The sequence below is a fragment of the Acidithiobacillus caldus ATCC 51756 genome, assembly GCF_000175575.2.
Lineage (GTDB): Bacteria > Pseudomonadota > Gammaproteobacteria > Acidithiobacillales > Acidithiobacillaceae > Acidithiobacillus_A > Acidithiobacillus_A caldus.
Genome location: NZ_CP005986.1, coordinates 654,389 through 679,688 on the forward strand (window position 1 = coordinate 654,389; position 25,300 = coordinate 679,688).

Below are 25,300 nucleotides of genomic sequence, written 5' to 3' on the forward strand. Positions count from 1 at the left end.
GCCATGGCGCAGCAGATCAACGCCGTAGCCAATCCGATCATCAACTCGCCCTACGAGGAGCCCAAGCAGCACTGGCATATCGAGGCCGGCCAGCAGCCACGCATCGAACCCGGTCGGCGGCCGGCGAGCTACTTCCTGCGGGTGCCCGAACGGGCCGGACGAGGCCGGCGCGCGGCCGGGCAGAGAGAGATGTTCGAGGAAGATATCAAGGGCAACGAATATCTGCTCGACCTCGCTAACCTGTTGCGCCAGCGGGTGCAGGAATGGCGCGATCGCGACTATCAGGGCGCCACCAGGGTCACGCGCGAGCTGATCGACCTGTGGCGCGCGAAAGATCGCTCCCAACCCCTCTTCTACGCCCAGCTCGAGGCAGCAGAGACGGTCATCTTCCTCGTCGAAGGGCCGCCCGATCTGCTACAAGGCATCAAGGTGCCGCTGGACGAGCCGGGTGCGGTGGCCAAGGAGGCCGGTTACAAGGCTTTCTTGCGCTATGCGCTCAAGATGGCCACCGGCTCGGGCAAGACCACGGTGATGGGCATGCTCGCCGCCTGGTCGATCCTCAACAAGGTGGCCGATCCGCAGAATGCTGCTTATTCGGACACTGTGCTCATCGTCTGCCCGAACGTGACGATCCGCGACCGGCTGCAGGAACTCAACCCCGAGCGCGACGAACTGTCGCTCTATCGTACGCGCGAGCTGGTGCCTGCGCACCGCATGACCGAACTGCGTCGAGGCGAGGTGTTCGTGACCAACTGGCACAACCTCGAGCGGCGCGAAACGCGCGACGTCAACGGCCAGGGCGCGCGGGTGGTCAAACGTGGCACGCCGATTGAGAAATTCCGCACGATCAAGGTCGGCGCTACGATGACCGCCGAGCAGATTCGCCATCAGGCCGCCGTGGGCGCGTTTGAGATTGTCAGTGTCGAGAACAAGCGCGACGGAACCCCCAAGGCATTCAACGTGAAGGAAACGCAGTATCTGGAAAGCGATGCGGCGTTTCTCAAGCGTGTGCTGGGTGGTCGCAAGGGTCGCAGCTCGGCGATCCTAGTGATGAACGACGAGGCGCACCATGCCTACCGGCGCGGCATGGTCGAGGAAGCCGATGAGTGCGGCGACGAGGACGAAACCACGGCCGCCAATGTACGCGAGGCAACAGTTTGGATCGAGGGACTAGATCGCATTAACAAGGCGCTGGGCGGACGCGGCAACGGCATCCGGCTGTGCGTGGATCTCTCGGCCACGCCGTTCTACATCCAAGGGAGCGGCAACGAGGTCGGCAAACCCTTTCCGTGGGTGGTGTCCGACTTCAGCCTGCTCGAGGCCATCGAGGCGGGGCTCGTCAAGGTGCCGCAACTGCCGACGGAAGACGGCACGGGCGAGGAGGAGCCGCGCTATTTCAACGTCTGGCGCTGGATGCAGCGGCGGGCGCAGAACAATGGCCATATCGGGCCGGTGACGGTGACCGAAGTGATGCGCTACGCCACGGCGCCCATCATGACGCTGGCCGCTGGCTGGCGCGAAACCCTGGCCAAGTGGCAGGGGCATTTCCACCAGGGCAATCGTCAACATGATGTACCACCGGTGTTCATCATCGTGTGCAAGGACACCACAATCGCCAAGGCGATGTACGCCTGGTTGGCGGAGGGCGATCCGCAGTATGGCGCGGGCGTGCCTGAGTTCCGTAACGAACCGGGCAAAGAGATGACCGTCCGTATCGACAGCAAGGTCGAGGAGGATATCGAAGCCGGGGGCAGCAGTGACGAAGCGAGGCGGTTGCGCTTCGTCCTCGAGACAATCGGTAAGACTGAGTGGCCTGGCCGCAAGGTGCCGGAAGAGTATGCGGCCCTCGTTGAAAAGCACAATCGCAAGGCGCTCGAGGATGAGGAGAGCGGACTGGTTGTGGTCAACCCTGAGGTACCGCCTGGACGGAACGTACGCTGCATTATCTCGGTGTCCATGCTCTCCGAGGGGTGGGATGCCACCACGGTGACCCACATCGTTGGCCTGCGTCCCTTCGGTTCGCAGCTGCTGTGCGAACAGGTGGTGGGGCGGGCGCTCAGGCGCACTTCCTACACGGTGGATGAGGCCACCGGTCTTTTCTCGGAGGAGACCGCGCAGATTCTCGGGGTGCCGTTCGAGCTCATTCCGTTCAAGGTCGAGGGCGGCAAGCCCCAGCCGCCGTCACCGCCGGCCAATCACGTGTATGCCGATCCGGATCGAGCGGAGTACGAGATCGAGTTCCCGGTGGTGGAGGGATACCAGGATCCGGGTGTCATCCAGGTGAAGATCGACTGGGATCATGTCGGCAATTTGGTGCTCGATCCCGGCGAGGTGCCGGATGACGTTTTGCTGCGCGGACTGACGACGCAAGACGGGCGGTTGATTTCCTTCGGGCCGGGATCGCCTGTACGGGTCAGTCTCGAGTCTTGGCGCCAGGGTGTGCGCATCCAGCAGGTAGCGTTCGAGCTTGCCAAAGTCCTGGCGCAGAAATGGCAACAGGATCGAGGCGACGCGATTCCGCCGCACCGGCTGTTCCCGCAGATGCTGCAGGCGGCGACGTACTTCATTGACAACCATGTTGATACGGTCGGTTCCAGCCAGAGGCAGGATTTGGCGATCAACCCCTACTTCGGCAAGGCTGTGGCGATGATCGTCAACGCCTGGGAGGCGGTCGATGGCGGTGGGAAGAGCCAGGAACAACCGCTATTGGCGCCGGGTGCCGCTGCGATACGATCCACCCGGTTTGTCAATTTCCATACCGGTAAGGCTTTGCATGACGTCAAACGTTGCCACCTGAATGCCGCCGTATTCGACTCGGACTGGGAGCGCGAAGCCGCCGAGCTGCTGGGCACGCATCCGGTTGTCGAATCCTGGGTTAAAAACGATCGACTGGGCTTGGTGATTCCGTACCGCAAGGAGGGCGTGCCCAGAAAATACCTGCCCGACTTCATCGTGCTGCTTACGACAGGCGATTACCTGATGGTCGAGATCAAGGGCCAGATTGGCGATGCGCTGATCAAGAAGGCGGCGGCTGAACGCTGGTGCCGGGCGGTTACGAATGACGGGCGGTTTGGGAGGTGGAGTTATCACCTGTGCTTCGGAGCGAGCGAGCTGCGTAAGGTGCTGGACGACGTGACCAAAGGTTGAGGTAGGCGAGGACGAGTACAGCCAGTTTCTCGAAAATAGTGGTTTTTGAGAAGGACGAACGTTTCAACGGCCGGATCATCGTCGAGGTCTTGGCCACCCATAGATTCGACAGCGCCCAGGGTCTGGAGACCACGCTGCCCCGCTATGTCTGGTCGTACAATGACCATTTACCTCAAAGGGCGCTCAGACACTCCACACCGATGGTGGCCATGAAAAATGGTATGCTGAGAATTATTCGGCTCTTCGACATTTTGAGTGGGTAAGGCGGTATGATTGCCGAGTGGAGCGGTCAGCAAGCCGAGGGGATTTATGGACCAAGGGAATCAGCTGTTCACGCTGGCATTGGGCCTAGTTCCACCGTGGGCGGTGGACGCGGTTCGGTTTACGGTGGAGGAGAAGCGCCTGGACCTCTATGTGAACTTCTCAAGAGGTAGCCACTTCCCTTGTCCGGTCTGCGGTCAGGATTGTCCCGTCCATGACACGCAGGAGAAGGTCTGGCGCCACCTCGACTTCTTCCAGCATGCGGCCTACCTCCATGCTCGGGTGCCGCGGGTCCAGTGCCCGGAACACGGTGTGCATTTGGTGCCCGTCCCCTGGGCGCGGGAAGGCTCAGGATTCACACTGCTCTTCGAGGCTCTCGTCATGGCCATGGTCCGGGAGACGGACCAGCGACTCTGGCGGGTGATCGACCATTATGTCTCCAAAGCCCGCGAGGCGGTGGACATGTCGGAGGTTCAGGCCATCGGTGTCGACGAAACCAGCAGCCGGCGCGGCCACGACTACATCTCCCTGTTCGTGGACCTGGCGGCCAAGCGCTTACTCTTCGCCACCCCAGGCAAGGATGCTCAGACCTTTGAGAAGTTCTGCGAAGATCTGCAGGCCCATGGTGGTAACTCCGAGGCTATTGCGGAGGTGAGCATGGACCTCTCTCCAGCCTTCCAAAAAGGTGCCGCAGAACACCTACCCAACGCCCAGGTCACCTTCGATCGCTTTCACCTGATGAAGCTCATCAATGAGGCCGTGGACGTCGTGCGCAAGGGAGAGGTGTACTCCCAACCCGACCTAAAGAAGAGCCGCTGGCTTTGGCTCAAGAATCCAGGAAAGCTCTCGGCCAAGCAGAGCGCCAAGCTCCAGGAGCTCCTCAAGAACCAGAACCTCAAGACGGCCCAGGCCTATCAGTTCCGCCTGACCTTCCAAGAAATCTTCACGATCCAGAATCGCCACCAGGGCGCTGTGCTCCTCAAGGCCTGGATGGAAAACGCCAAGGCCAGCGGACTACCCCCTCTGGTCAAAGTCACCTACACCCTCATGAACCACTGGGATGGCATCCTCCGCTGGTTCGAGAGCCAGATCACCAACGGTATCTTGGAGGGCTTCAACAGCGTAACCGTCCAAACTAGACCGCTATTGTCCCAAGCGAGGTTATCTGAGTCGTTTTTTATCGGCGGTCGGCTGTTGGGGTTGGGTGGGTCTGGCGTCCTTTACCGGTGAGAGCAGATGGGGTGGGACATTCCAGCTCTGGCGGTTGTCGGTGACCACGGTGACGGTCTTGCGGTTATACTTGACCACCGTGCCCATCAAGCGTCCCCCCTGGTGGGCAAAGCTGACGCGCTGACCGGGATGGAAGCGCATCATCTCCAGGTGCGCCTGCATCGACTCGAGCATTTTCAGGCGCGCCACCACGCGCTGGTTGAGTTCCAGCAGTTCCTCGAAGCTCAGGCCGTCAATGTCCATGGGCATGGTCGAGATCCGAGCGCAGCGGGTTGTTGGCAAAGCGGTCTTTCCAGACCCGTGGGGTCAGTGCTTCCACATCTCGGGCCGGGTGCAGGGCGACCCGTTGCAGGACATCCACCAGGTAGGTGTAGGGATCGACGTGATGTAGTCGGCAGGTGGTCAGCAGGCTCTGGATGATGCCAACGTGCCTTGCCCCCACCTCGCTCCAGCAGAACAGCCAGTTCTTGCGCCCCATCGGGATGACCCGCAGGGCCCGCTCCAGATGATTGGTATCGATGGGCACCTCGGGATCGTTCAGGTAGACCTTGAGCTGAGCCTGGTGATTCTCGGCATAGACCAAGGCCTTGGCCAAAGGATCGCTGTTGAGCAGATCCATGCGTTGGCGTTGCTGGTGACACCAGCCGAAGAAGGCCTCGGCGATCGGGCCGGCATGGCGGCTGCGGTAGTCGCGCTTCGGTTCGCCTTCGAGTCCCTGTTCTCGAATCTGCTGTTCGACCCGGTACAGTGCGCCGATCCGGGTGAGGGCCTCCTGCGCCGCCGGGTCCTGGTCCTTGGCCCGCTCAAAGTAGCGCCGGGTGTGTGCCCAACACTGGGCCCGAGTCACCTGTGGTCGGGATTTGGCATAGCGGTCGTAGGCCGCATAACCATCACTGAGCAGCACGCCGGCAAAGCCCGCGAGCTGTTGCTCCACGTGGGCGCTGCCACGGCTCGTCGACCAGGTAAAGCACAACTCGTCGTCCTCTCCATAGATCGGCCAGTACCAGGTGGCCTGCAGCTGACCCGGCTTCTTGCGCCCCGCCTTGATCGGCGTCTCGTCCATCGCCAGCACACGGCTCTGCAGGATGTGCCGCCACTGAGCATCGTAGATGGGGCGCAGGAGCTCAATGGCCCGTTGGGTGTAGTTCGTCAGCGTACTGCGACTCAGGGTGATACCGGCGTCCTGGAGTCGCTGGTGTTGACGATAGAGCGGGAGGTGGTAGCAGAATTTGTCCACCAGGATGCCGGCCAGCAGGCTGACATCGGCGAGGCTACCCGCGAACACCGCGGCAGGGGCCGGCACTTCCCGCAGGCTGGAGGAGGCCTTGTGCCGCCATACCGGGCGGCGGTACTCGAGCACCACGTAGCTGCCGGGACGCTGGGCCAGACGGCGGGTGATCTGGTAATCGATCACCTCGTACTGATCGGCATCGGGGCCATGGAACTCGGGCGCGGAGAGTTCGATCACCTCGACGGGGACATCGGGGCCGAAGCGCAGACCGGCATCGGTCACATCGTCGGCGTTGCGCTGCTTTGGCTTGCGCCGCCGATAGCTGATCTCTTCGGTGGGCGTAGGATCGGCCGCCGGTGGGGCATCGCCCAGCAGAGTGCTGAGATCGAGCTGATTGGGATGTTCGAGGATCCGCTTCTCGGACTTGCGCCCGAACAGCTGCCGCTTGAACCAGTCGAGTTGCTGTTTGAGCGAGGCGATTTCGGCGCGAAGGGCCTGGATGACCGCGGTCGGATCTCCCCCAGGGGAGAAGGTATTTTTTGCTGTGCAGTCCGACAGTTGCATGCACGGCATTATACCTTTTCGGGTCTCCCGAGGCTACGGTTTCCGCCCTTTTTGAAGCGTTTGAAGCGGCGCAGCGAGGACAGATCGATGCCTTCGATGATCAGCTTCAGCTCCGTCCAGCTCAGCACCCGCCTGTCACCGCCCAGGCCATCGACGTGAAAGCGGCCCGCCTCCAGGCGCTTGCTCCACAGGCAGTAACCGCCCGGCTCGAAGTACAGCACCTTGAGTTGCGTGCGCCTGCGGTTGATGAACACGAACAATTGGCCGCTGGCCGGATCCTCGGCTAACTTCTGTCGCACCAGGGCGCTGAGCCCATCGAAGGACTTGCGCAGGTCCGCAGGCGGCGTATACAGCCATACCCGGAGGACGGCCGACCCGGGGACCAGCATGGTCAGCCTTGGCGTAGCCGCAGACACACCCCATTGCCCAGATCGAGCTCGATGTGCCAGCCACGCGCTGGCTCAGAGACCTCGGGTGCCAGCTCGAGCCAATCGTTCAATGAGCCGCCTCGGGCACTGGCGGGATCCTCGGCTAAGCCTGCACTATCGGCCCGCAGCTTGCGCTTCCAATAACCAAAGGTCGCCACGGCTACACCGGCTTGGGCACAGAATGCTCTTTGCGTCAGGCCGCTGACCCCTTGTTCGTCGATCAGTCGTTGCCAGTCGGCCCTGCTGTACCGCTGCTTCATATCGCGCTCCTGTATGTCAATGCAGGAACAGGTTATGGCGCGCAGGTCAGGCCGGGAAGTACGGTGCGGTTTGAACGGTTACTCAACAGCCTCCTGCAGTCTGCCAAGGCCAGGGCCCGTGGCTACCGCACCCACAAGAACTTCATCAATATGGCCTATCTCATCCTGGGTAAGCTCGATCTCCGGCTACCCACATGAAACGTCGAAGAACCAATTATTCATCGCAAGACCACGCAATCGTCTGCGACCTGACAAGTAGTGCTACTCTTTGCATTGATGCGCAGTATGCAGAACTCCTGACGCGTTTTGCTTGTCACTTGGGCGATTCGTTCCGTATCACCCAGGCTGATGTAAACAACTGGTAGCATGGACTTATACTGTTTACGAAGTTCTCAGTTTCTGGGAGGATGCATGGCAAATATCACTATTAATAATATAGAGATGAGAGATTTGTTTACGCATATATGTTCCACGCAACCGTTCTAGACAACAAATGTCAAAGAACGAAAACCTGTTTATAAAGTAATAGGAGTGCCGCCTTGGCCTGATTTTTGGTGGGGGAGGAAACTTTGTGCTCCCTCGCCAGATGGCTCAGGAAGGCCTCCACCTCAGCCGCCCCCATCTCTTTGGGATACCGCATGTGGTGGAAGAGAATGGATCGGCGTGCCCAGTCCGTATAGGCCTCTTCGGTGCGGATGCTGTAGCGCAACGCCCGGATTCGGGCGCGCACCGGATCCAGGAGTTTGGGCGGAGAGCTGGGAGTGGCTCGGCTGCTCTAAATTGTTAGGTAAGATTCGATATCTCTTAGAATCAATAGGTTGCGTGACGTTCCCGTTGTATTGGGCAATGTACATGCGGTAGCGTCGTACCATCTAATTTACGTTAGGAGTCATCAGTGGAATCAGATCGTTACAAACGCGGTTGGGAAAAACTCAAGGAGATCGACGGTCACGCCGGCGAAAAGGTAATTGAGGCATTGAAAGATATTGCTCCCGATCTCGCCCGTTACACCATCGAGTTTCCCTTTGGTGACGTTTACTCCCGTGGCATTCTTTCACTAAAAGAGCGGGAAATTGCCACCGTTGCCGCATTGACCGCTTTGGGTAATGCACAACCCCAACTCAAAGTGCATATTCACGGAGCACTCAACGTTGGCTGCACAAGGCGAGAAATCGTGGAAATTCTGATCCAGATGGCTGTATATGCAGGCTTTCCCTCTGCATTGAATGGCATTTTCGCAGCCAAGGAAGTCTTTGCAGAGCGTGATGAATCGGGTCAATCAAATTGACCACCCCCCAAAATTACGTTCGAGAGGGACGCGCCAAATGCGGTGCGGCCCTCAACTTTACGTTAGCCGTTGGAGTTGGTCGTAGAGCATCGCGCCAAGGTCTAAAACTTGTCCAAACCGATGGCGCTTCCTGACGTGGCTCAACTCATCAAAAGGTTGGAGGCAGTGAGGGCGAAACGGTGTGGTGAGCCACGTCGGGGACGGGCTCTCGTGGCTCTGGCTGGGGTATTTCCGGTGCTGTCCCTGCGGGAGTTCAGTTGCCCGCGATGGTCATGTCCTCGATGAGGACGGAGGGACAGCCGACATTGCCGTGGATCAGCATATCCTCGCCCACCGCTACGATCCGGGCGAACATGTCTTGGAGCGTGCCGGCGATGGTGATCTCCTCCACGGGGTACTGGATCTCGCCGTTTTCCACCCAGAATCCGGCGGCACCCCGGGAATAATCGCCCGTCAGGGTGTTGACGCCGAAGCCGATGAGCTCGGTCACCAGAAGCCCGCGCCCCATGGTGTGCAGGAGCTCCTTCAGATGGCCTTGCCCAGGGTTCAAGGTGAGATTGTGGGCGCCACCGGCATTGCCGGTGCTGGCCATGTCCAGTTTACGGGCGCTGTAACTATCCAGAAGGTAGCCCTGCAGGACGCCATCCTGAACCAGATCGCGGTCGTGGGTTGCCACCCCTTCGGCATCAAAACTCGCGCTGCCCAGGCCGCGTGGGCGCAGAGGTTCCTCGTAGATGCGGATGCCCTCGGCGAAGATACGTTTGCCAAGGCTGTCCTGGAGGAAGCTCGAGCGTCTGTAGAGGTTGCCGCCACTGATGGCCGAGGCGAAGTGACCGAGAAGGCTCGCGGCCACCTGATTCTCGAAGAGCACCGGCGCGCGGGTCGTGGCAATCTTGCGCGCTCCCAGCCGGCGCAGGGTCCGCTGTGCCGCGATTCGGCCAATGTCTTCAGCTGCGGCAAGGGCCTTGGCGTTGCGGGCGACGTCGTACCAGTAGTCCCGCTGCATGCCCTGATCATCGCCGGCGAGCACCGAGCAACTCAGGCTGTGGCGGGAACCGCGACTGACGCCTAGAAAATCCTCGCTGTTGCCGTAAACCGTCAGACCCTCGCCGGTGGCGACGCTGGCACCTTCGGAATTGCAGATGCGAGGATCACTGTCCCGTGCCGCCGCCTCACATCGGCGCGCCAGTTCAGCGGCGGCGTCAGCATCGATGTCCCAGGGGTGGTAGAGATCGAGGTCCGGGAATTCGCGTGCCAGCCACGCGGGGTCCGCAAGACCCGCGTGCGGATCGGCAAAGGTGTGACGGGCAATGGCCAGAGCCGCCTGGACCGTCTCTTCCAGGGCTTTGGCAGAAAAATCCGAGGTAGAGGCGCTGCCCTTGGCCTGTCCCACATAGACGGTGACGCCCAGACTCTTGTCGCGGTGGTATTCGATGGACTCCACCTCGCCCAGTCGCACACTGACGGACAAGCCCTTGCTGCTGCTGGCCGAGGCCTCTGCCGCCGATGCCCCCACGCGACGGGCAAGCCCGAGTGCCTGTTCGACGATGGCGCTCAGTTCGGCGGCGGAGGGTAGTGGGGGTTCGCTTCGGCTCATGCTGGGCTCCTTGACGGTGGGCATCCCTGCATCATACCCATTGCCGCCCGTCGAGGAAAACGCGGGTGGACTCAGGGCGACGGCGGGAGGTGTCGGGCGGCACCGTAGCTGGCCAACTGCTGGCGATACTGTCGCTGCATTGCGGCCAGGGTCCGCCATTGCAGGATACGCAAGGCACGACCAAAATCGCGTCCGGCGTATGCCTCGCCAAGCCTTTGGTAGGCAGAGCTCTGCGGCAGTGCCAGCAACTGCTGCTGCGCCTCGCGGGTGGTGGCCAGGGCCAATGCCCATTCGCGCTCCGCCACCAGTTCCACCTCGGCGATGGCCTGCCATACCTGCAGCACCGAGCCAAGTACACCGCCATCCCGCAGCGCCCCCATCTGCAGCAGAAGCCGCAGCCAGGGCCGTGGCGAGGCCTGTCGCAATGCCGGCAGGAGCTGTGTACGACCCGTCACTGCGGCGAGCGTGAGGCGTTGCCAGGATTTCGGGATGGGGAGCCGCCGCCCCATGGCCATCAGTGCCCCTTCGCCCGCTGCGGGATAGCGGCTACTCATGGGGTAGCAGAATGCCGCCCAGGCCAGGGCGGGTTGCCCATACCTGTGCAGGCAATGGTCCAGGGCCGCCAGCCCCCGCTGCCAGGGCAGCCCGGACTGAGCCAGGGGCAGTAATTCCGGAAACAGGACGGCGAGGCCGCTCCAATACCAAAGCAGACTAAAATAGCGGCTGGCCGCCGGGCCCTTGAGCGCCTTTTCGGTTTCCTTCCAGACCCGGTCGGGACTGAGCTCTGCCAGTTCCCCAGCGGCGATCATCTGGCGTACCAAGGCCTCGGTCTCCGGGGCGATGACGAAATCGGGAAGACGCGCGGCAAAGCGTGCCAGACGCAGCACGCGCAGAGGGTCCTCGCGAAAAGCCGGCGAGACGTGGCGCAGGACCCGCGCATCGAGATCGCGACGCCCGCCATAGGGGTCGACGATGGCGCCGGTTTCCAGGTCTTCCGCCATGGCATTGATGGTCAGATCGCGGCGCAGGAGGTCGTCTTCCAGGGATACCCCCGCCGTCGCCACGACGAAACCGCGGTGGCCGCTACCCGTTTTGCGCTCGGTTCGGGCGAGGGCATACTCCTCCCCCTCTCTCCCGATCAAGACCGGGAAATCTTTGCCTGCCCAGCGAAAACCCCGGGCGAGCAGGGCATCGATATCCTCCTGTCCCGCGCCCACGAGGACATAGTCGCGATCCTGAACGGTCACCCCGCGCAAGCGGTCTCGCACCGCGCCGCCCACCAGATAGCGCTTCATGGCCCGCCCGCTTCATTGGCATCCTTTCCCATGGGCGCAGATTAGCCCGCTAGGGACTTGGCCGAAAGTCCCGTCTGGACCAGGCGTACCCGCGCCAGCAATTTACAGCAGGTCCCGATTTCGTTAAGGTTCAAGTTGTTTTCACCGTAGCGGAGGCCCAGTTTTCATGGCCGCACAGACCCTGTACGACAAATTGTGGGACCAGCACGCCATTCTCGCGGAAGACGACGGGCGTACGCTGCTCTACATCGATCGCCAGTTGCTGCACGAAGTGACGAGTCCGCAGGCCTTTTCCGGTCTGCGCGCGGCGGGGCGTTCGCTGTGGCGTGTGGACGCCAACATTGCGACGGCGGACCACAACGTGCCCACCACGGATCGGGCGGCAGGCATCAGTGATCCGGTGGCGCGTCTGCAGGTGGAAACGCTCGATCGCAATTGTCGGGAGTATGGCATCGAAGCGTTCGGGATGATGGATCGTCGCCAGGGTATCGTCCACGTCATCGCGCCGGAGCAGGGCCTTACCCTGCCGGGGATGACCGTGGTCTGTGGCGATTCGCACACGGCCACCCATGGCGCTCTCGCGACCCTGGCCTTTGGTATCGGCACCACGGAAGTGGAGCACGTTCTCGCGACCCAGTGCCTGTGGGCCCGAAAATCCAAGAATCTGCGGGTTTGGGTGGATGGACGACTCGCTGCCGGCGTGACGGCCAAGGATCTGGTCCTGGCCATCATTGGCCAGCTGGGTACGGCAGGCGGTACGGGTTACGCCATGGAGTTTGCCGGGCCCGCCGTCCGGGACCTCTCCATGGAAGGGCGCATGACCCTCTGCAATATGGCCATCGAGGCCGGTGCGCGCTCTGGGCTGGTAGCCGTGGACGATCGCACCATCGACTACCTGCGCGGACGCCCCTATGCGCCCAGTGGCGCCGAGTGGGAGGAGGCGGTGGTGACCTGGCGGCAACTGGTCAGCGATGCCGACGCCCAGTTCGACAAGGAGCTGCGCATGGATGGCAGTAGCGTTCGGCCTCAGGTGACCTGGGGGACGAGCCCGGAGATGGTACTGCCCGTGGATGGCCGCGTGCCGGATCCGGACGAGGCCCCCGACGCCATCCGTCGACAGGCCTGGAGTAACGCGCTGCACTACATGGGCCTGCGGCCGCACACACCCATTACCGACATCGCCGTGGATCGCGTTTTCATCGGCTCGTGTACCAATGCCCGTATCGAGGACCTGCGCGCAGCGGCGCAGGTGGTGCGCGGGAAGACCAAGGCGGCCTCGGTCAAATCGGCGATGGTCGTACCAGGTTCTGGATTGGTGAAGATGCAGGCCGAAGCCGAGGGGCTGGATGAAATCTTTCGGCAGGCGGGTTTCGAGTGGCGAGAGCCCGGCTGCTCCATGTGCCTGGCCATGAATGCCGATCGTCTGGAGCCCGGTGAACGTTGCGCCGCCACCTCCAACCGCAATTTCGAGGGCCGCCAGGGTGCCGGTGGCCGCACCCACCTCGTCAGCCCTGCCATGGCAGCGGCGGCGGCCATTGCTGGGCATTTCGTCGATGTTCGTCACTGGCCGCAATAGGGGCGGGTCCGTCCCCGCAAAAAAACGCCGCCTTTGGATGCAGTTGGCGCTGGTGGTCTGTAGTTTGGGTCTCGTGGATATCGGCATTTTGGCGGGCAGCCGCGGCTGGGGCAGTGCTTGTTCCGCCGCCGAGTATCTCGTTTTACGCCGTCTGGAGAAGCGCTGAATGAAAGCTTTCACCGTAGTGGAGTCGGTCCTCATCCCCTTGGACCGAGCCAATGTGGACACCGATGCCATTATTCCCAAGCAGTTTCTGAAGACCATCGAACGCCAGGGTCTGGGGCGGCACCTGTTCCACGATTGGCGCTATGCCGAGGACGGCACACCCAGAGCGGATTTCGTGCTCAATCGCCCACCCTATTCCTCGGGCCAGATCCTTTTGGCGCGGGAGAACTTCGGCTGTGGCTCCAGCCGTGAGCATGCGCCCTGGGCTCTGCAGGATTTCGGTATTCGCGCCGTGGTGGCCAGCAGTTTTGCCGATATCTTCGCCAACAATTGCGTGCAGAACGGCATTCTTACGGTTACCCTCGACGCCGATCGGATCGAAGCGCTTTTCCAGGCGGTGCAGCGCGAGCCGGGCTACCGCCTGCGCATTGATCTCGGGCAGGGCGAATTGGTAGGCGGTGACGGATGGCGGACCCACTTTTCGGTGGCACCGGGCACCCGTCACAAGCTCCTGCACGGTCTCGACGATATCGAAATCACCCTACAGCACAAAGACGCCATCGCGCGCTACGAGGCTCAGCGTCGGCAGCAGTTTCCGTGGCTTTTCCGTGGGTAGGGTGAGTTCCGCAGAAACCGCGTCGGCCTGAACCGTGGACAGCGGGATCGATTTGGACTGAGTGACGAGGGGTGTGGCAAGGTGAGTCTGGATGGAAATGCAGAAACGGCTGAAACCGCGGCAGAGGAGGGCCTGCCCCCACTGCGACCAGACGCCGTGATCGTGGAGGCACAGACCAAGCGCGGCAAGATCTGTCGCCTGGTCGACAATACCGCCACGGTAGCGGTGACAGAGCTGGAGGAGCTCTTGCAGGAACTCATCGCGCAAGATCTTTTTCAACCCCTGGGGCTCAGCTCTGCCGGCGGCAGCAGTATCCGCATCGGTGCGCCTCAGAGTGGGCACATCCAGCTGGGTGAGACCCTTTATCGCCTCATCGTCATCGACCATGAGGCCCGCCTCGAGCCCTTCTGAGGTCGGGCTGGGTTTGCGCCTCCTCGAAGGGTTTACGCACCCTTTCGCAATGGCTTCGATACCGCCTGGTCTGGGCGGGCCGGACGCGCCACGATCCGGGCGTTGCCCATGTCTGATCGTTGCGGGCGGGCACCCCCCCGGCTAGGGAAAACCGGGGTCAGGGCATGAGGCGCTGGATCTGCCAGGCGTCGGACTCCTCCTGGCGCTGGTAGGCAAAGCGATCGTGGAGACGGTCGCGGCGCCCCTGCCAGAACTCGAAGCGTGCGGGGACGAGGCGATAGCCGCGCCAAGCGGGATTGCGCGGGACACTGCCGTCGGGATATCGCGCTGCGAGGCTGGCCACCCGCGCCTCCAGGCTGGCGCGGTCGGCGATGGGTTGGGACTGCTCCGAAGCGGAGGCGGCCAGTCGGCTGCGGAGTGGACGCTGGCGAAAATAGTCCTCGGCTGCAGACTCGGGCAGCATTTCCGTGCGGCCTTCGATGCGCACCTGGCGGTCCACTTCCGGCCAGTAAAAGACTAGGGCGGCTCTGGGATTTACCGCCAGATCCTGGCCCTTGCGGCTGCGGCTGTCCGTGTACCAGCACAGTCCTCGATCGTCAAAATGTTTGAGAAGGACGTAGCGCAGGCTCGGCTGCCCATGGGCGTCGGCAGTAGCCAGGGCCATGGCAGTGGGATCGAAATTGCCGGCCTTCTCGGCGGCTTCCAGCCACGCCGCCAGTTGTCGGAAAGGGTCGGGATCCAGATCGCGACGATGCAGTTCACCGTGAACGAAATCCCGCCGTGTGCTGCGATGATCGATCTCCCCTTCCATGGGGTTGCTCCTCGATTCAGGCGTACGGATTCAGGCTTGCGTGTCCGCTGCGCGACTGATCAGGCCCGATTCACTGCCCATGAGCACCACGTCGGCGCGTCGTTGCGCAAAGATACCGTTGTCCAACACCCCGGGAATGCTGTTGATGCGCATCTCCATGGCCAGAGGGTCGGTCAGGTCGAGGCCAGTCACATCCAGAATCACATTACCATTGTCCGTGGTCACATCCTTGCGCAAGACCGGGCTGCCGCCCAGCTTGACCAGCTGCCGGGCAACGAAGCTGCGAGCGAAGGGGATCACCTCCACGGGCAGGGGAAAACTTCCCAATGCCGGCTTGTCCTTGCTGTTGTCGGCAATGCAGATGAAGCGCCGGGCGGCTGAGGCGACGATCTTCTCCCGCGTGAGCGCACCGCCTCCGCCCTTGATGAGACGAAAGTGTGGATCGATTTCATCGGCGCCATCGATGTAGACGGGAATATCTCCGGTGGCGTTGAGGTCCAGCACCGGCAGACCCAGGGACTTCAGCCGGGCCTCGGTGGCGAGGCTGGAGGCGACATAGCCTTCGACGTGTATCTGGGCGCGTCCCAAGGCGTCGATGAACAGATTGCTGGTACTGCCGGTGCCCACGCCAACCACCATCCCGGGCTGAATGTAACTGAGCGCCGCTTCCGCAGCCATTTCCTTGAGGGCCCTAACGTCCATGTCGCGATCCTTTGTGTTGACGAAGTACTTCCAGCTGCGCCACGAAGGCGCGCGTGAGCGCGGCCGCAGAGGCGGGATTTTGACCGCTCAGGAGCCGGCGGTCCTGCGTCCAGTGCGGCGACCACGGGGGCCCGAGGTCCGTCTTGTACCCGCACTCCCGGAGACGTTCCTCCAGATGATAGGGCCAGTCGCCCGCGAGAGGGGTATCTTCCTCCTCAGCCTTACGGAAACAGCTTACCGTATATCCGCAAAAAGCGCGACGCCCCCCGGAGGCGACGGCAAGCAGGGCAGCACCGCCGTGACATAGGCTGGCAACGGGAGTGCCCTGGCCCTCGCAGTGGCAGAGTAGGTGCGCAACGGCTGCGCTTTTTGGGAAATCCTGCAGGGGCCCGTTGCCCCCAGGGATGAACAGGCCACGCATCGCCTGCAGTAGGTCAGGGTTCAGGCGCCGCAGATCCTGCACCGACGACAGTACTGCCTGGAGGGAGCGGATCTCCGCGCTAAGGCGCTGCGCACGTCGCTCGTCGCCGGCCAGGTTGTCCGCCTGGAGGCTCCCGGGATCGACCTGCGGTGGTCGTCCATCGGGCGTGGCAATGAGGACTGGCCAGCCGCTTTCCCGCAGTATGTGCCATGGGATGAGGAATTCCTCTGCCCAGAAGCCGCACTCCAGCAGGACGCCGGAGCGGAGCCGTAGCTGTTGGCTGCTGCTCAGGAGCATCAATACATAGGGTTGGGTGTGCATAACCGGACGATACCATGATCGGGTGGTGCGAGTAATAAAACGATAAAAATATCGGTAGAGTTTTTACTAAAAAAAGATCCTAAACACTCTTTTAAATAACATTACAATAATGTGTATACAAGGGCGCAGGTTATATTTATATTTGCTAATATTTAGTTATTACAGAAAGCGAAAGGCGTACGCCAAAATCGGCCAAGAGCGGTGTCCCAACTGTAATATTAGAATACATTAATATAACTATATTTACCATTGATCGTGCTAATCAATGTTTTTGTTTGCCCAAAAATATTTGAAGCCTTATTCCCTTGCCTAACAGAATAGCCTGATTTACCTTATGGACGTTTCCGGCTAGTTAGGTAAAACAGTTCCAGTTCATCATGGTGTCGGCGGTCCGCCGACGGAGCGGGGTTCCCCCGGAGGAGTAGTGTCGTGCTTGGCTTGCTGATTTGCCACTGCGTTGTGTTCAGCAGGCTTTTCAGTCGCTTAGGCCGATATTGCGGAGTTCGGTGGGCTGGGCAATGCTCAGGTTGTGCGCCTTCTGCAGGGAAAAAAGGGAGTTCCCGGCACTTGGCATCTCGCTTTTCCGCTCGATGGTCCACAGGCAACACACAATACGGCGGTCGCAAAGATCCGAAAGGGAGAAATTTCTTATGTACGTAGGTAAGCTCTGGCGCCGGGCGGCGCCTTGGATGGCGCTGCTTGCAGGACTTTGGTCGAGCCAAGCCAATGCCGGGATTTTCTGGATCTTTGATCCAAAGGGGGTCATGGCCGACACCAACCTCAAGTACATGATCATTGATGTGCTGGTCATGGGCGCCATCGTCGGCATCACGGCGCTTCTGGTGGTGTGGTTCATGTGGCGGTATCACAAGGGCAAGAATCGCGGCAGCTATCATCCCGAGTGGTCGCACTCCAATACCATCGAGGTGGTGGTCTGGGGCATCCCCATCATCGCGGTGGGATTTCTCGCCTACTTTGCCGTGAAGGGCACCTTTGAACTCAATCCCTACAATCCCACGGTGATAACCAAAAACTTGACGCCCCAATCCCAACGCGTGGATGTGGATGTCATCGCGACGGACTGGCAGTGGCTCTTCGTCTATCCGCAGTACCACATGGCGGTGGCCAATGAACTGGTTCTGCCCGTCAATACGCCCGCCTTCTTCCGTCTGACGTCGACCTCGGTGACCAGTGGATTCTTCATTCCGCAGCTGGTGGGCATGATCGATGTGATGCCCGGCATGCGCACCAAGAATGCCTTGTACACGACCCATGTTGGTGAGTACCAGGGGATCTGCTCGGACTACGCTGGCGCCGGTACGTCCTGGATGACCTTCAAAACGAAGATCGTGCCCCAGAGCGAGTTCACCCAATGGGTGCAGCAGGTCAAGGCATCGCCCAAGACCATGACGGAAGCAAGTTTCGACCGCTATGCCGAGCCCTACATCAACGTCCATCACCGCGTGGTCTACTTCTCCAAGGTGCCGGACGGACTCTTCGATCACGTCATGATGGAAGTGATGGACGGCAAGACTTGGCCCATTCCGCCGATGATGACGGAAAACATGGTGGCCTACATAGCAAAGCAATCCGCAGAGCATCGCGACTAGGACAAAAGGAGAGGATAAGCCCATGCTCGTAGATCTTCCTGGGGGTTGGAACCCCCTTCTGGGGCGCCTGGCCTGGAGCCAGATCCCCTACGATAACCCCATCCTGGCGCCGCTCTTCGTAGCGGTGGTCCTGGGTGGCATCGCCATCGTGGCGCTCATCACCTACTACGGCAAGTGGGGCTATCTCTGGAAGGAGTGGCTCACCACCGTGGATCACAAGAAGCTCGGAGTGATGTACATCATCATCGGCTTGGTCATGCTCTTCCGCGGATTTGTCGACGGCCTGATGATCCGCACCCAGCAGGCCTGGGCCGTGGGGCCCGATTCATCGGGGGTCTTCGGCGCTCTGCACGGATACCTCACGCCCTTCCACTATGGGCAGGTGTACTCGGCACACGGCCTGATCATGATTCTCCTCGCTGCCACGCCGCTGTTGGTGGGTTTCATGAATATCATCGTGCCTATCCAGATCGGTGCGCGCGATATGGCCTATCCCTACCTGAACGCCCTTGGTCTGTGGATCACGGCGGCGGGTGCGGCGCTCATCATGGCCAGTCTGTTCGTCGGCAATTTTGCCCACAACGGCTGGTTTGGCTACGCGCCCATCTTCGAGATCCAGTACAGTCCCGGCGTGGGCGTGGATTACTGGATGTGGACCCTGCAGCTCTTGGCTTTGGGTACGACCTTGGGCGGCATCAACCTGCTCGTTACCATCATCAAGATGCGCGCTCCGGGCATGACCTGGTTCCGCTTGCCCATCTTCGTCTGGGCCAGTCTTTCTGCCAACATCATTGCCCTGACGTCTTTCCCGGCCCTGCAGGTGGCCCTGGGTCTCGTTGCCGCCGACCGCTATTTGGGCGCCCACTTCTTCACGGCGGGCCTGGGCGGTAACCTCATGCTGTACACCAACCTGTTCTGGATCTGGGGGCACCCTGAGGTCTACTTCGTCATTCTGCCGGCCTTCGGCATGATGTCGGAGATCTTTCCGGTTTTCTCCGAAAAGCCCCTGTTTGGCTACATCACCATGGTGTTGGCGAGTTTCGCCATCGCCGGGGTGTCCTGGCTCGTCTGGCTGCACCATTTCTTCACCATGGGTGCGGGTCCGGATGTCAACAGCTTCTTTAGCGTGGCGACCATGCTCGTCGGCATTCCCACGGGCGTGAAGGTGTTCAACTGGGCCTTCACCATGTACCGCGGGCGCCTGACCTTCACGGCGGCGATGCTCTGGGCCATCGGCGCGTTGTTCCTACTGCTCATCGGTGGTTTGACGGGGATGATGCTGGCCATTCCCGCCATCAACTACATGGTGCACAACAGCGTCTTCGTGATCGCCCACTTCCACTCGATGTTGCTGGTGATCGTCTACGCGGTTTTTGGTTCGGTCATCTTTTGGTTCCCCAAGGTCTTCGGCTTCAAGTTGGATGAGTTCTGGGCCAAGACCATGTTCTGGCTTTTTACCACAGGTACCGTACTGGTCTTCGTGCCCATGTATATGCTGGGCTTCATGGGCATGACCCGACGTTTGGACTATGTCTTCAATGTCCACTGGCAGCCCTACCTGCTAGTGATGGAAGGCGGCATCGTGGTGTACACCCTGTCGGTCTTCGCCTTCTTCGTTCTGCTCTACGTCAGCATTCGCGATCGGGTCAAGAACCGGGTAGGGGCCGATGCCTGGGGGACTTCGCGCTCCCTGGAGTGGCTCACCCATTCTCCAGTCCCTTTCTACAACTTTGCGGTCACGCCGCACGTCAATGCTCGGGACGAGGCGGCCTGGCGTCGGGCCAACGGTATCGCGGGGGTCCAGCCGGCCAAGTATGTGGACATCCACATGCCCAACAACACGGCGGTGGCGCTCTACATCGGTGCATTGACCTTCGTTCTTGGCTTCGCGCTGACCTGGCGGATCTGGTGGCTGTGCCTCGCCAGTCTCGTGGCCATCATCGTCCTCATGATTGTCCGCTCCTACCGCGGTGACCCTGGCTACATCGTTACGGCGGCGGAACTGGAGCGCATGGAGCGCGAGGCAATCGCCCGGGAGCGGCAGATCGATGGCAGCGCTGGTGAACCCGTGGTGGGTGGTGCGCCGGCGGTGGGTCGTCCGGCCATGGCCTATGAGCGCAGTGATCTGCCGACGACCTCCACGCCTCCGAGCATGGGTCCTGGCGCACGTCACTAAGGTGAGTTCCGGCTGCGCCGCTGGGCGCAGCCGCATACAAGGAAGAAGCATTTTATGAGTGGACATGCAAGCAATACCCCGGATCCAAAGACCGCGGTGCTCTGGGACACGGAGTACCACGGCCACGATGTGATCTCTACACGCAGTCTGGGTTTCTTTTTGTACCTGTTGAGCGACGGCATGATTTTCGCGACGTTGTTCGCGGCATACGGCGTGCTGAGCTATCAACACAGTTACTTTGGTGGCCCCACACCCGCGGATTTCGTCAAGCCGTGGTACACCTTTTCGCAAACCATCGCGCTCTTTCTGAGTGTGCTGGCCTACGGCATGGGTATGACGGCACTCAAGCGGCGCAGCCGCGGCGGGCTCATCAACGGCTTGCTGGGCGCCTTTGTGCTCGGCGTGCTCTTTCTGGTTCTGGACATTCATGACGTCCTGGATCTGGCGGCCCACGGCATCACGGTTGCCACGAGCGGCGGTATTTCGGCCTTCATCGTCCTGACCCAGGTGCACGCGGCGCATATCTTCTTTGGCCTGCTGTGGATCCTGGTGATGATCTACCAGGTGCTGCGGCTGGGCTTCACCGCGGACACCGTCGGGCGGCTGTTGAGTTTGCGGATGTTCTGGCATTTCCAGGCGGTGGTCTGGGTATTCGTCTACATTTTCGTTTACCTCTGGGGGTACATGTCATGAGTCAGGCACAACATGGGCACCATGGTGGACACGGTCATGCCGACCCCATCCTCCACCCGGAAGTGCAGATGTCCAGCGGGCGCGGTTACTTTTCGGGTTTTTTGATTTCCACCCTGCTGATGCTCATAGCAACCTTTCTGGTCAGCTCCCATGCAGCGCCGCCTTTTGGGCTTCTGCTGGTCATCACGGTCTGTGCCGGCATTGCCACCATCGCCCAGATCTACTTCCTGCTGCACATAGACATCTCCGAGCACAACATCTGGAACACCGTGTCGCTGGTGGCGTTCATCCCCTTGTTTGTGCTGACCATCGGTCTGACCTGGTGGATGTTCTCGCAGCTTTACCTGCGCACCATGCCGCCCATGCCGGGCATGCATGGTTAACTGAGGAGTGTGATACCCATGTCTAGTGTCTTGAGTGATCGTCCTGCCGCCGCCCCTGCCGAGGCCCTGCCGCATGCGGTAGAGCCGGAGATGACGCCGCTGGTGCGCCGTATCGGTAAAGGCATCGGCGTGGGTATTGCTGCCGCCCTGGTGGCAGGTCTGTGGCGAGGCTTGGATAGCCCGGGCACTTTGCTGGATCGGGTAGTGGCGGGCCTCGCCATCACCGAGGTCGGCCTGGCCATGGTGCTCATCCTCCTCGGCAGTCTGGTGGAGGGATTCGGCTACGGGCTTTCTCTGGGCACCAAGTGGCCCTACACCCGGAACATCGTAGTACTGATGCTGCGCGGTGATCCCGAAGCCGCCCATCGCGTCGTGGCAACGATGGTGGGTCTGGTGGCGCTGGCGCTGGTGTTGCTGGCGCCAACGGTGAACACCATCAGCGGTCTGGGTCTGATCGTGGTGACCGCACTCTTTGGTATGGGCACGCTCTATGTGCTTGCGGGACGCGCTCCGGCTCTGGTGCACGGCGTGCACGGCCTGCTGGCCTATGGCGTGTTCCTGACCTACCTCACCAATCTGGCCTATCCGGGCCTCAATTTCTGGACCTTCCTGTATTATCAGGGGGCCCTGCACGCCTTGCTGCTGGCGGTGCTTCTGGGCGGTATGACCACGGGCCAGCGGGGCTTTGGTACGGCCATCGGCAGTTTTGTGCAACCGCGCAAGGCGTCGCAGTGGACCGTTGCTGCCCACGTCTCGGCGGCGCTGATCCTGGTGGCGACCCTGGGCTGGATGATGCCCGCCTTTCCCGTGGCCTTCTATCTGGCTGTGGCGCAGGTGGCGGTGGGCTTTCTGCTCTTTCATGCCGTCAATCTCAAGCCCAAGGATCCGGGCATCCTGGTCGCGTTTCACCAGAGCATGGTGCTGTTGATGAGCCTTGCCATAGTCCTGCACTGGCATTGAGGAACAGCAATCATGGCCAAATCCTTGAGTAATGCACCACGCATCCTGCCTTTGCCCGAGCCGGGCAGTGCCCGTCAGCTGCTTCGCGATCTGTGGGTTCTGGCCAAGGCGCGAGTGGTGAGTCTGTTGGTCTTCACTGCCGCCGTCGGCGAGTTGCTGGCGCCGGCGACCCTCAGTCACTGGCCCGCAGCCCTCGCCGGGCTGGTGGGCATTGCCCTGGCCGGTGGTGCTGGCGGTGTGCTCAATCAGATCGTCGAGCCTGATCTCGATCAGCACATGCGGCGTACCCACGGGCGACCGTTGGCCAATGGTCGCATCGGGCGGTCCGGTGCCATCGTCTATGCCCTGATCTTGATGAGTCTGGCCATCGCCATTCTGGCCATCTGGACCAATCCCCTGACTCTGGTGCTCACTCTGTTGGGCACCGTTGGGTACGGTGTCGTCTATACGCTCTACCTCAAGCCAAGCACCCCATGGAATATCGTCTGGGGAGGTCTTGCCGGGGCGTTGCCGCCACTCATTGGCTGGACTGCGGTAACCGGTCAACTGGCCGCGTTGCCTGTGGTCTTGGTGGCCTTGATCTTCGTCTGGACGCCCGCGCACTTCTGGCCGCTGGCTATCTACTGCCGACGCGATTATGCGCAGGCATGCATTCCCATGCTGCCGGTGACCCATGGGGTCGATCGGACGCGGCGGGAGGTGGTCCGCTATGCGCTGGCTACCTGGGCGGTGAGCATGATCCCGGCGCTCTTGAATCGCGACTGGATCTACGGTGCCATTGCCTTTGGCGCCGGGGCTTGGTTCGTGGTCATGGCGCTGCGCCTGCAGCGCATGGCGATCGACGCGGATATGGATCGCTATGCCCGACGCCTCTTCGCCTTCTCCATTTCCTATCTGTTTCTCATTTTCACTGCTCTGCTGTTGGGCAAGGCGGCGGTGAGTTATGGCCTCGTCTGAGGGACGGAACGGGGGCGCGGCTGCGGCGCGAGCTGCCGCAGTGCCCATGAGCAAGAGCGAGAAACGTGCCATTTCTGGGCTCAGTTTCATCTATGTCGTGCGCATGCTGGGGCTTTTCATGCTCATGCCGGTACTGTCCCTGGACAGTGCCCAGTTACGGGGGAGCTCGCCCTTGTTACTGGGGCTTGCCATCGGTGTGTATGGTCTGGCCCAGGCCGCTCTGCAGTTTCCCTTCGGGGTTGCCTCGGATCGCTTCGGTCGCAAGCCCATGCTGGTCTTTGGACTGCTCCTGTTTATCGCGGGCTCCCTCTTGGGAGCTTTTACCCACAGCATGTGGGGTATCGTCCTGGCACGCGTGCTCCAGGGCGCCGGTGCAGTATCCTCGGTCCTTTTGGCCAGCGCCGGGGACCTTACCGACGAGGCGCATCGCACCAAGGCCATGGCGGCCATTGGCGGCAGTATTGCCGTCGCCTACGTGCTGGGCATGGGCCTGGGTCCAGTGGTTTTCGGCTTCTCTGGCTTGACGGGGGTCTTTCTGGCTGCGGCCCTGCTTGGCGTTCTGGCGCTGTTGCCTTTGTGGACGCTCATCCCTCCCATTCCGGTGCACCCCGACCGGCGCATGGGTGGTTTTCGCGAAGCCCGGGCCATGTTTACCCATGCCCCGGTACTCACGGCCAGCGTGGGTATCTTTATCCTGCAAATGGTGCTGGGGGCCGGCTTCGTGGTCCTGTCGCCGGAACTCGTGCGGGCCATGGGGGTAGGCGATACGGGGGTCTGGAAGGTGTATCTGCCGGTCATGTTGCTGTCCGTCGCCATCATGGTGCCGCCAGTCATCTACGCCGAGCGCCACCGGCGCCACGGTAGCGCCCTAGTGGGCAGTGGACTCGCCATCGCTCTAGGGGCACTTTTCATGGGTGTGGAGGCAGGTCATTTCTGGCCTGTTGCCGTGGCTGCGGTGGTCTTCTTTGGCGGCTATAACGTCGCGTCTGCCATCCTGCCGTCCATGATGAGTCGCGCTACCAGCCCGCAGCAGCGCGGGGCAGCCAGCGGTGTCTATTCCCTCATGCAGTTTCTCGGGATCTTCGTCGGCGGTGTCGTGGGAGGTTGGGGTCTGGGTATGGTGGGGGTGGCCGGTGTCTTCTACATTCTGACGGCCATCGGCGTGCTCTTGGCACTGCAAAGTCTGGGCAGCGGACGGCTCACCGTACTGCTAGCCTCGGAACAACGCTAGGAAGACCTTCCGGATCCGGTTTGCCGCCGATGCGGCATCGCCATTTCCACAGTGCTGTCAGGACTTGGCCGGTTTGGTGGCGATCAGCCGGCAAGTCCGCCCACGCCCAGAATCAAGGCTAAAGCGCCGAAGCCCACGCAGTAAAAACCGAAAGGCCGCAATGCCTTGATCTCGTGGCTGTGGAAGTAACGCATCAGAAACCACACCGACAACCAGGCGAAGAGGCCCGAGAGTACCCCAGCGGCAAAAATCAATTGCAGAAAGCCACCTGGAAGTTGGGCGTGGAAGAGTTTGGGCACCTCGAGAAGGCCGGCAGCAGCGATGATGGGCGTGGCCAGAAGAAAGGAAAAGCGCGCGGAGTTTTCGTAGTCGAGTCCGGTACCAATGCCCGCCACCAGCGTCGCACCCGAGCGGGAAAAGCCCGGAATCAGGGCCAGAGCCTGGGCAAAGCCAATGATGAGCGCCCGGCGCCAACTCAGGGTGTCGAGGTTATGACTGGGGTTACGGCTACGTAGGCGATCGCCCCAGATCAGCATCATTCCGTTGAGCATGAGGGCAACGGCGGCAAAACCGAAGCCACCGAAAAGTGCTTTGATCTTGTGTGCCAAGGCAAGGCCCAGCAGCCCCGCAGGAATAGAGGCCAGCACCAGGAGCCACAAGAGGCGCGACTCCGGGTTGCTGGGCCTCCCGCGAGCCCGAAGAAAGCCGCCGATGAGGCGCACCCAATCGCGCCAGAAGAAGGTGAGCAGGGCGGCTACGGTACCCAGGTGCAGGACCACGATGAAGGGCAGAAACCAGTCGGCATCGCGGTCGATAGGCCAGCGAAACAGGGCTGGCACCAGTATGCTGTGGCCAAGGCTCGATATGGGAAAGAGCTCGGTGACGCCTTGCAGTGCTGCCAGGATCAACAGGTAAAAGTGATGCGCCATTACGGACCGCTCCCTTCAAGGGCTGATATGGTGAGTA

The 25,300-nt window shown here is 61.2% G+C and carries 24 protein-coding genes and 2 pseudogenes; 15 read left to right on the forward strand and 11 right to left on the reverse strand.

Going from position 1 to position 25,300, the window contains the following annotated elements:
- Positions 1 to 3 precede the first annotated feature (3 nt).
- From ACAty_RS03290 to ACAty_RS03300, 3 genes and pseudogenes are all read left to right on the forward strand, one after another.
- A complete protein-coding gene (locus ACAty_RS03290) occupies positions 4 to 3,147 on the forward strand; it encodes a BPTD_3080 family restriction endonuclease (protein ID WP_004870808.1) in 3,144 nt (1,047 codons plus the stop codon).
- A gap of 56 nt (positions 3,148 to 3,203) precedes the next feature.
- Positions 3,204 to 3,410 (forward strand): annotated as a pseudogene (locus ACAty_RS03295) (hypothetical protein); the annotation flags it as partial.
- Between the two features lie 46 nt (positions 3,411 to 3,456).
- Positions 3,457 to 4,638 carry an ISL3 family transposase gene (locus ACAty_RS03300; RefSeq protein ID WP_051620737.1) on the forward strand — a complete coding sequence of 394 codons (1,182 nt, stop codon included), beginning with the start codon at positions 3,457 to 3,459 and terminating at the stop codon, positions 4,636 to 4,638.
- Here ACAty_RS03300 and ACAty_RS15170 read toward each other — a convergent pair.
- The 4 genes and pseudogenes from ACAty_RS15170 to tnpA all read right to left on the reverse strand — a co-directional run bounded on the left by ACAty_RS15170 (position 4,570) and on the right by tnpA (position 7,121).
- Positions 4,570 to 4,881, reverse strand: a complete 312-nt coding sequence (locus ACAty_RS15170; RefSeq protein ID WP_004870695.1) for a hypothetical protein — start codon at positions 4,879 to 4,881, stop codon at positions 4,570 to 4,572. The genes ACAty_RS03300 and ACAty_RS15170 overlap by 69 nt on opposite strands.
- Positions 4,871 to 6,518 (reverse strand): annotated as a pseudogene (gene tnpC / locus ACAty_RS03305) (IS66 family transposase). Before tnpC ends, ACAty_RS15170 begins: the two are co-directional and overlap by 11 nt.
- Complete coding sequence (tnpB, locus tag ACAty_RS03310; RefSeq protein ID WP_148262189.1) at positions 6,442 to 6,849, reverse strand: IS66 family insertion sequence element accessory protein TnpB; 408 nt, start codon at positions 6,847 to 6,849, stop codon at positions 6,442 to 6,444. The pseudogene tnpC and the gene tnpB overlap by 77 nt, the downstream one beginning before the upstream one ends.
- Positions 6,825 to 7,121, reverse strand: coding sequence for an IS66 family insertion sequence element accessory protein TnpA (gene tnpA, locus ACAty_RS03315; RefSeq protein ID WP_004867952.1), 297 nt, complete (start codon positions 7,119 to 7,121; stop codon positions 6,825 to 6,827). Before tnpA ends, tnpB begins: the two co-directional genes overlap by 25 nt.
- A gap of 63 nt (positions 7,122 to 7,184) precedes the next feature.
- Between tnpA and ACAty_RS16615 the strand changes: the two genes are divergently transcribed.
- Positions 7,185 to 7,319: a hypothetical protein gene (locus ACAty_RS16615; protein ID WP_272945203.1), complete on the forward strand. Its 135-nt coding sequence runs from the start codon at positions 7,185 to 7,187 to the stop codon at positions 7,317 to 7,319.
- A 298-nt stretch (positions 7,320 to 7,617) separates the two neighbouring features.
- On the opposite strand, the gene ACAty_RS03320 is transcribed toward ACAty_RS16615, so the two are convergent.
- The gene (locus ACAty_RS03320; protein ID WP_004870811.1) at positions 7,618 to 7,851 is read right to left on the reverse strand and encodes a phage integrase N-terminal SAM-like domain-containing protein; all 234 of its coding nucleotides are present in this window, start codon (positions 7,849 to 7,851) and stop codon (positions 7,618 to 7,620) included.
- A gap of 165 nt (positions 7,852 to 8,016) precedes the next feature.
- Here ACAty_RS03320 and ACAty_RS03325 point away from each other — a divergent pair, with 165 nt between their 5' ends.
- Positions 8,017 to 8,409 (forward strand): carboxymuconolactone decarboxylase family protein, encoded by a 393-nt coding sequence (locus ACAty_RS03325; protein ID WP_004870812.1) that lies wholly within the window; start codon positions 8,017 to 8,019, stop codon positions 8,407 to 8,409.
- A 253-nt stretch (positions 8,410 to 8,662) separates the two neighbouring features.
- On the opposite strand, the gene pmbA is transcribed toward ACAty_RS03325, so the two are convergent.
- Together pmbA and ACAty_RS03335 are read right to left on the reverse strand one after the other, a co-directional pair.
- Positions 8,663 to 10,006, reverse strand: a complete 1,344-nt coding sequence (gene pmbA / locus ACAty_RS03330; protein WP_004870813.1) for a metalloprotease PmbA — start codon at positions 10,004 to 10,006, stop codon at positions 8,663 to 8,665.
- A 71-nt stretch (positions 10,007 to 10,077) separates the two neighbouring features.
- Positions 10,078 to 11,301 carry a tRNA nucleotidyltransferase gene (locus ACAty_RS03335; RefSeq protein ID WP_004870814.1) on the reverse strand — a complete coding sequence of 408 codons (1,224 nt, stop codon included), beginning with the start codon at positions 11,299 to 11,301 and terminating at the stop codon, positions 10,078 to 10,080.
- Between the two features lie 166 nt (positions 11,302 to 11,467).
- Here ACAty_RS03335 and leuC point away from each other — a divergent pair, with 166 nt between their 5' ends.
- From leuC to ACAty_RS03350, 3 genes are all read left to right on the forward strand, one after another.
- Entirely contained in the window at positions 11,468 to 12,877 is a 1,410-nt protein-coding gene (gene leuC / locus ACAty_RS03340; RefSeq protein ID WP_004870815.1) for a 3-isopropylmalate dehydratase large subunit, read from the forward strand.
- Between the two features lie 166 nt (positions 12,878 to 13,043).
- Positions 13,044 to 13,658, forward strand: coding sequence for a 3-isopropylmalate dehydratase small subunit (gene leuD / locus ACAty_RS03345; protein WP_004870817.1), 615 nt, complete (start codon positions 13,044 to 13,046; stop codon positions 13,656 to 13,658).
- A gap of 81 nt (positions 13,659 to 13,739) precedes the next feature.
- Entirely contained in the window at positions 13,740 to 14,069 is a 330-nt protein-coding gene (locus ACAty_RS03350) for a hypothetical protein (RefSeq protein WP_004870818.1), read from the forward strand.
- Positions 14,070 to 14,226: 157 nt separating this feature from the next.
- Here the strand turns inward: ACAty_RS03350 and pdxH are convergent, their stop codons facing one another.
- The 3 genes from pdxH to ACAty_RS03365 are packed head-to-tail and all read right to left on the reverse strand — an operon-like array spanning position 14,227 to position 16,324.
- On the reverse strand, positions 14,227 to 14,880 hold the full coding sequence (gene pdxH / locus ACAty_RS03355; RefSeq protein WP_004870819.1) for a pyridoxamine 5'-phosphate oxidase: 654 nt from the start codon (positions 14,878 to 14,880) through the stop codon (positions 14,227 to 14,229).
- Positions 14,881 to 14,910: 30 nt separating this feature from the next.
- Positions 14,911 to 15,582 carry a ribose-5-phosphate isomerase RpiA gene (gene rpiA, locus ACAty_RS03360; protein WP_004870820.1) on the reverse strand — a complete coding sequence of 224 codons (672 nt, stop codon included), beginning with the start codon at positions 15,580 to 15,582 and terminating at the stop codon, positions 14,911 to 14,913.
- Positions 15,572 to 16,324 carry a type 1 glutamine amidotransferase domain-containing protein gene (locus tag ACAty_RS03365; protein ID WP_004870821.1) on the reverse strand — a complete coding sequence of 251 codons (753 nt, stop codon included), beginning with the start codon at positions 16,322 to 16,324 and terminating at the stop codon, positions 15,572 to 15,574. The genes rpiA and ACAty_RS03365 overlap by 11 nt, the downstream gene beginning before the upstream one ends.
- 650 nt (positions 16,325 to 16,974) lie before the next feature.
- On the opposite strand from ACAty_RS03365, the gene ACAty_RS03370 reads away from it, so the two are divergent.
- From ACAty_RS03370 to ACAty_RS03400, 7 genes are all read left to right on the forward strand, one after another.
- Complete coding sequence (locus ACAty_RS03370) at positions 16,975 to 17,934, forward strand: COX aromatic rich motif-containing protein (RefSeq protein WP_014002400.1); 960 nt, start codon at positions 16,975 to 16,977, stop codon at positions 17,932 to 17,934.
- A gap of 22 nt (positions 17,935 to 17,956) precedes the next feature.
- Positions 17,957 to 20,110: a cbb3-type cytochrome c oxidase subunit I gene (locus ACAty_RS03375; protein WP_004870827.1), complete on the forward strand. Its 2,154-nt coding sequence runs from the start codon at positions 17,957 to 17,959 to the stop codon at positions 20,108 to 20,110.
- A 54-nt stretch (positions 20,111 to 20,164) separates the two neighbouring features.
- On the forward strand, positions 20,165 to 20,803 hold the full coding sequence (locus ACAty_RS03380; protein WP_004870828.1) for a cytochrome c oxidase subunit 3: 639 nt from the start codon (positions 20,165 to 20,167) through the stop codon (positions 20,801 to 20,803).
- Positions 20,804 to 20,871: 68 nt separating this feature from the next.
- Entirely contained in the window at positions 20,872 to 21,186 is a 315-nt protein-coding gene (locus ACAty_RS03385; RefSeq protein WP_014002402.1) for a cytochrome o ubiquinol oxidase subunit IV, read from the forward strand.
- An 18-nt stretch (positions 21,187 to 21,204) separates the two neighbouring features.
- The gene (locus tag ACAty_RS03390; protein ID WP_004870834.1) at positions 21,205 to 22,146 is read left to right on the forward strand and encodes a hypothetical protein; all 942 of its coding nucleotides are present in this window, start codon (positions 21,205 to 21,207) and stop codon (positions 22,144 to 22,146) included.
- Positions 22,147 to 22,158: 12 nt separating this feature from the next.
- The gene (locus ACAty_RS03395; protein ID WP_004870835.1) at positions 22,159 to 23,103 is read left to right on the forward strand and encodes a heme o synthase; all 945 of its coding nucleotides are present in this window, start codon (positions 22,159 to 22,161) and stop codon (positions 23,101 to 23,103) included.
- Positions 23,104 to 23,149: 46 nt separating this feature from the next.
- Positions 23,150 to 24,334 carry an MFS transporter gene (locus ACAty_RS03400; RefSeq protein ID WP_038472576.1) on the forward strand — a complete coding sequence of 395 codons (1,185 nt, stop codon included), beginning with the start codon at positions 23,150 to 23,152 and terminating at the stop codon, positions 24,332 to 24,334.
- A gap of 83 nt (positions 24,335 to 24,417) precedes the next feature.
- Here the strand turns inward: ACAty_RS03400 and ACAty_RS03405 are convergent, their stop codons facing one another.
- The gene (locus ACAty_RS03405) at positions 24,418 to 25,263 is read right to left on the reverse strand and encodes an undecaprenyl-diphosphate phosphatase (RefSeq protein WP_004870840.1); all 846 of its coding nucleotides are present in this window, start codon (positions 25,261 to 25,263) and stop codon (positions 24,418 to 24,420) included.
- Between the last annotated feature and the right edge of the window lie 37 nt (positions 25,264 to 25,300).

Bases quoted from the DNA above. Each gene is read 5' to 3' on its own strand.
- ACAty_RS03290 (WP_004870808.1), top strand. From the start codon at position 4: ATGGCGCAGCAGATCAACGCCGTAGCCAATCCGATCATCAACTCGCCC.
- ACAty_RS03300 (WP_051620737.1), top strand. From the start codon at position 3,457: ATGGACCAAGGGAATCAGCTGTTCACGCTGGCATTGGGCCTAGTTCCA.
- ACAty_RS15170 (WP_004870695.1), bottom strand. From the start codon at position 4,881: ATGGACATTGACGGCCTGAGCTTCGAGGAACTGCTGGAACTCAACCAG.
- tnpA (WP_004867952.1), bottom strand. From the start codon at position 7,121: ATGAAGCAGCGGTACAGCAGGGCCGACTGGCAACGACTGATCGACGAA.
- pmbA (WP_004870813.1), bottom strand. From the start codon at position 10,006: ATGAGCCGAAGCGAACCCCCACTACCCTCCGCCGCCGAACTGAGCGCC.
- ACAty_RS03335 (WP_004870814.1), bottom strand. From the start codon at position 11,301: ATGAAGCGCTATCTGGTGGGCGGCGCGGTGCGAGACCGCTTGCGCGGG.
- leuC (WP_004870815.1), top strand. From the start codon at position 11,468: ATGGCCGCACAGACCCTGTACGACAAATTGTGGGACCAGCACGCCATT.
- leuD (WP_004870817.1), top strand. From the start codon at position 13,044: ATGAAAGCTTTCACCGTAGTGGAGTCGGTCCTCATCCCCTTGGACCGA.
- pdxH (WP_004870819.1), bottom strand. From the start codon at position 14,880: ATGGAAGGGGAGATCGATCATCGCAGCACACGGCGGGATTTCGTTCAC.
- rpiA (WP_004870820.1), bottom strand. From the start codon at position 15,582: ATGGACGTTAGGGCCCTCAAGGAAATGGCTGCGGAAGCGGCGCTCAGT.
- ACAty_RS03365 (WP_004870821.1), bottom strand. From the start codon at position 16,324: ATGCACACCCAACCCTATGTATTGATGCTCCTGAGCAGCAGCCAACAG.
- ACAty_RS03370 (WP_014002400.1), top strand. From the start codon at position 16,975: ATGTACGTAGGTAAGCTCTGGCGCCGGGCGGCGCCTTGGATGGCGCTG.
- ACAty_RS03375 (WP_004870827.1), top strand. From the start codon at position 17,957: ATGCTCGTAGATCTTCCTGGGGGTTGGAACCCCCTTCTGGGGCGCCTG.
- ACAty_RS03380 (WP_004870828.1), top strand. From the start codon at position 20,165: ATGAGTGGACATGCAAGCAATACCCCGGATCCAAAGACCGCGGTGCTC.
- ACAty_RS03385 (WP_014002402.1), top strand. From the start codon at position 20,872: ATGTCCAGCGGGCGCGGTTACTTTTCGGGTTTTTTGATTTCCACCCTG.
- ACAty_RS03390 (WP_004870834.1), top strand. From the start codon at position 21,205: ATGTCTAGTGTCTTGAGTGATCGTCCTGCCGCCGCCCCTGCCGAGGCC.
- ACAty_RS03395 (WP_004870835.1), top strand. From the start codon at position 22,159: ATGGCCAAATCCTTGAGTAATGCACCACGCATCCTGCCTTTGCCCGAG.
- ACAty_RS03400 (WP_038472576.1), top strand. From the start codon at position 23,150: ATGAGCAAGAGCGAGAAACGTGCCATTTCTGGGCTCAGTTTCATCTAT.
- ACAty_RS03405 (WP_004870840.1), bottom strand. From the start codon at position 25,263: ATGGCGCATCACTTTTACCTGTTGATCCTGGCAGCACTGCAAGGCGTC.